Consider the following 3408-nt stretch of genomic DNA (forward strand, 5'->3'; position numbering starts at 1 on the left):
GCAAACAACATCAAACCATTTTGTTTACGAATAGTCTTCAGCCTGTCTTGCGCAAAGGCTTTAAAGGAATCATCCTCTAGCGCTTTCCAAAACTCATCAATGACAATGATAATACGACGCCCATCAATCAAAGACAAAATTCTATGAAAAAGATACATCATTAATGGGGGACGAATTTCATTATTGTCTAAAAAATCCGTCATGTCATAACCAATAAATTTTGCATCAATGCCAATGTCATCATCAGGATTGTCAAAAACCCACCCTAAGGCATTGCCTTTACACCATCTCTCTAAACGACCCGCTATCCCCTCTCTATGCGTGGTGTCAAAAAACATTTGTAAGGCCGATATCGTCCGTTGTTCTTTGGGTAGTAAGGCAAGTTGGTCAACAGCAGCAGAAATATCTTGTCTTTCTGATTCACTGATCTTTTGATCTTCAGAAGAAACAAGCTTGATAATCCATTGCCGTAAAAAAACTCTATCTGCTGGATTGTTATAATCTAAACCCTTAAGCGGCGCTATGCCCGTTGGTTTACCATTCTTCAAAGGCATATAAGTGCCACCACCAGCCCTCACAAAAAGTTCTGCTCCGCGATCTTTATCAAAAAAGACCATATTGGGATCATGCTTTTGAAGTTGTGCTAAAAGAAAATTAACAATAACCGTTTTCCCAGAACCAGAGGGACCACAAACAAACGTATTGCCTAAATCTCCAAAGTGAAAGTTAAAATAAAATGGTGAACCAGCAGAGGTCTTCATTAGTGCGACCGCTGGTCCCCATACATTGCCATCTATTTTCCCAACCGGAAAGGAATGAAATGGAGAAAGCGCTGCATAATTGCGGCTTGTTATCGCACCAGAACGCGTGCGATAAGCATAATTGCCAGGTAATTGTGCCCACCAAGCCGCCGCTAACCCTAAATCTTCCCGCGCAATGACAGCCCCACCATCTGTAAGACGAGAACGCGCTTTGGCAAGATTATCCGCTAACTCTTGCGGCGTATCAGCAAAAACAGCCAATGATAAATGATGCTCCCCTAAAACAAAACGATTGGATTCAAGATCATCAAGCGCATCATCCAGTTCCATAATTTGTGAACCTGCTCGATCTCCCGCATTGACCATTTGATTCTGTTTGCGCCCCATAATCTGTTTGGCAGCATTTTTGCTCTTGAAAACAAAAGATTGGGTGAAAATAAATTCAAAGGGAAGGGTGAGCAAACCATCCGCCATGCCTACCCTGGTTTTTGCTGGATATTCTTTCCAGCCAAACATGCCCGCAAATCTCTGTCCTGACTCAGTGCGTATTTCTATGATCTCTTTCCCGAAAATAAGACGGTCTGAGTAAACAGTCGAAGCTATGGTCCCCCATGTGAGAGGGATACGTTCACGACGACCTCCCACCAATTGGTGGATAAACTCACTTTGCTGCGAATAAATATTGCCTTCATGTTCATAAAGACTCAATCTTCTTGCACCATAGCGCTCTAAATTTTGAATAAGATCTGTGGTAATATCTTCAAGTTTGCGAATGGATTCCGCATCAACTTCTGTCTTGTCTTGCTTGGCTTTGCCTAAACGTTTGAAAAACTCCACTAATTTATCCGTTTGATCAACGTGTGGATTCCACAAAATCGAAAGATAAAGATCATTGCGATAAAGCTCCTGAGAAACCATCCTCTCGCGATATTTATCATCTAATTGCTTGGCAAATGCTGATCTAAAAGTACCATCCGGATAAATCGTTTCACGCTTTCTGATAATATGGCTATAAAGCGCTATCCGTTCATCCGCAATGTTTTTAAACAGATTGTTGAGCTGTTCGTGAAGCACATTCAGATCAATAATATCCGCTGTCTCAAAGTTAATCCCTTCAAGTTTAATAACGCTCATGAGAGCGCGTGAATCCAGCGCAATGATATGCTTGTTAACATGGCGCACGTAAGGGATAATCGCCTCTGGCTGCTTTTCACGCTTGCGCTCTGTTGTTTTCATTATAATTCCTCATAATTACGAATTAATCGTAATGGAGAAATACTTCCCCCACCCCATAGACTCGAATTTCTGGCAAAAATACTTGTCTTTTGCCATGTCAGAAGAATACGAAATTTGTTATGGTCATGCTTTAGGATTTCCTTGAATATGAAATGCAGCATCACACCAAAGGTTAGAAGAAAAATATTGCCTGCCATAATGAACAATATCATCGTTCCTATCCCATTTAATCCCATAGCTTCCACCGTCACACCTGCAATCATGGCAGGGCGTGTGCAAGCAAGAAATAGCGTATCTTCTGTTAGCTTTTCGTGCTCTTTCATGGCTTTGAAAGGCAAAGTTTAATTAGGAAAGCATTGATACGATTTGCGATGCACCCATAACAATGCCGATGCCAACACAAACAAAAAAAGCTTTACGCATTTCAACATAACCAGCAATCCAGGCAAGCCCAATACCAGCAACCGCAATCGTTGCAATCGATCTTGCAATGTTTCCTGTTAAAGCTTCAATTATTTTTTGAAGAGCAGTTTCAACTTTTCCGAAGCCGCCATCAGCAAATGCTGGTTCACTCAGTACAATGAAGGCAATAAACAGCATCAATGCTGTTGTTAACCATTTCTTTTGTGTATTGGATAAAAGACCTTTTTCTAAGGTTTGTTCACGACTGAACGAATGATTCATGTTTTTCATGAAAATTCCCCCGCTTTATGTTTAAGTTAATCATAAAATTAATAATTAAAATATTAATCGGGAATCATATAAATGAAAAAAATAAATTTTTCTATCTATAAATTAACAATATTTAATCTTTTCTCAGTTAATGAACAATAAAATATAGTAATATTCAAAATGATACTTTTAAAATGTTTTCGATCAGTGCTTAAATATCTTATCTTAACGTCTATTATTATTTTTGCTGTAATCTTTTATTTGAATCAGCATACTGAAAAATTTATGCAATCTTCTTTTTTTAAAGGACCAGAAAAAACAATAGAAACCACTGTTCAAAATCCAAAGTTAAAATTGACCGATTACAAAAACCAACACGATGTAAACCAAAACGATGTGGCTTTGCACCCAGAACCATTCGCATCACAATTTTATGAAGAAAATGTACTGGTCTATTCCGGTGCTATACAGGTAACGAGTGGTGTTACCTTTAAAATGATCACGCTCGTAGATGAGGGATGGAGAAAAAAGATCGTCCGCAATATTCGACTATATGGTGTGGAATCCTGTGAAACACGACAGTTTGCCTCACGCAATGGAATTAAGTGGCCATGTGGTGCTTTCGTCACCGCGTGGCTTGTCTCAAAAACAATTGATAAAAATGTTACGTGTCGCCAAGCACGTGTCATTCAACAGGTTCATTATGCACAATGTTTTGTGGATGGGGTTGATCTTGCAC

General features: G+C 39.4%; 4 protein-coding genes. 1 reads left to right on the forward strand and 3 read right to left on the reverse strand.

Features of this window, described 5'->3' with window-relative positions; all coding sequences use genetic code 11:
• The 3 genes from ACFIO3_RS10325 to ACFIO3_RS10335 all read right to left on the reverse strand — a co-directional run.
• Positions 1-1997, reverse strand: a 1997-nt coding sequence (locus ACFIO3_RS10325) for a VirB4 family type IV secretion/conjugal transfer ATPase (RefSeq protein ID WP_375704419.1), incomplete at its 3' end; no start/stop codon positions are given.
• On the reverse strand, positions 1997-2320 hold the full coding sequence (locus tag ACFIO3_RS10330; RefSeq protein ID WP_375606511.1) for a type IV secretion system protein VirB3: 324 nt from the start codon (positions 2318-2320) through the stop codon (positions 1997-1999). The genes ACFIO3_RS10325 and ACFIO3_RS10330, both read right to left, overlap by 1 nt.
• Before the next feature lie 22 nt (positions 2321-2342).
• Positions 2343-2690: a TrbC/VirB2 family protein gene (locus tag ACFIO3_RS10335; protein WP_375704420.1), complete on the reverse strand. Its 348-nt coding sequence runs from the start codon at positions 2688-2690 to the stop codon at positions 2343-2345.
• A 159-nt stretch (positions 2691-2849) separates the two neighbouring features.
• On the opposite strand from ACFIO3_RS10335, the gene ACFIO3_RS10340 reads away from it, so the two are divergent.
• Positions 2850-3408, forward strand: a 559-nt coding sequence (locus ACFIO3_RS10340) for a nuclease (RefSeq protein WP_375704421.1), incomplete at its 3' end; no start/stop codon positions are given.

The sequence above is a fragment of the Bartonella sp. AD328YNZD genome (assembly GCF_042196425.1).

Excerpts from the sequence above, each read along its gene's own strand:
- ACFIO3_RS10330 (WP_375606511.1), bottom strand. The coding sequence starts at position 2,320 with ATGAAAGAGCACGAAAAGCTAACAGAAGATACGCTATTTCTTGCTTGC.
- ACFIO3_RS10335 (WP_375704420.1), bottom strand. The coding sequence starts at position 2,690 with ATGAAAAACATGAATCATTCGTTCAGTCGTGAACAAACCTTAGAAAAA.